Annotated in this window: 1 protein-coding gene; it reads left to right on the top strand. The window is 61.0% G+C overall.

Going from position 1 to position 724, the window contains the following annotated elements; genetic code table 11:
- On the top strand, window positions 1–708 hold a 708-nt coding region (cysQ, locus tag P775_RS19915; protein ID WP_099912635.1), incomplete at its 5' end, for a 3'(2'),5'-bisphosphate nucleotidase CysQ.
- Window positions 709–724: the final 16 nt, after the last annotated feature.

Genomic DNA, 724 nt, shown 5'->3' with positions numbered 1-724 from the left:
GACGTGAAGACAAAGTCGGATGATAGCCCGGTCACAGCGGCGGACGAAGCGGCGGATGCGCTGATTTCCGCCGGATTGCGCGAAGCGTTCCCCGATGTCGCGCTGGTTACCGAAGAACAGTCCGACAGCCATTCCGAGCAGGCCGATACCTTTCTGATTGTGGATCCGCTGGACGGCACCAAGGAATTCATCAACCGTCGCGGCGATTTCACCGTGAACATCGCGCTGGTAGAAGACGGCTGCCCGACGCGTGGCGTGGTTTATGCCCCCGCCCAGGGCCGGATGTTCTATACAGACAGCGTTGGCAATACGGTCGAAGAAATGGGTCCCTTCGACAAGGACACGGTGGGCGAGACGAAGCCGCTGCATGTGTCGACCCCCAACAATGACGCGTTGATGGTGGTGGCGTCGAAATCGCACCGCGATCAGGCCACCGATGATTATATCGGCAAGTACGGCGTCAAGGACATGACCAGCGCGGGATCCTCTCTCAAGTTCTGTCTGGTCGCGACGGGTGAGGCGGATCTCTATCCGCGCCTGGGCCGCACGATGGAATGGGACACGGCGGCCGGACATGCGGTTCTGGCCGGTGCCGGCGGGCGTGTTGTGCGCTTTGATGATCACACGGCGCTGCGCTATGGCAAGGAAGGCTTTGCCAACCCGTTTTTCATTGCCTATGCCCCCGGCGTCACGCTGAAGGACGGCTGAGGCACATCGCTTCACC

This window comes from Puniceibacterium antarcticum (assembly GCF_002760615.1).
Taxonomy (GTDB): Bacteria; Pseudomonadota; Alphaproteobacteria; order Rhodobacterales; family Rhodobacteraceae; genus Puniceibacterium; species Puniceibacterium antarcticum.
Note: the sequence above shows the minus strand (reverse complement) of the source record. Positions and strands in the feature narration are given on the sequence as shown.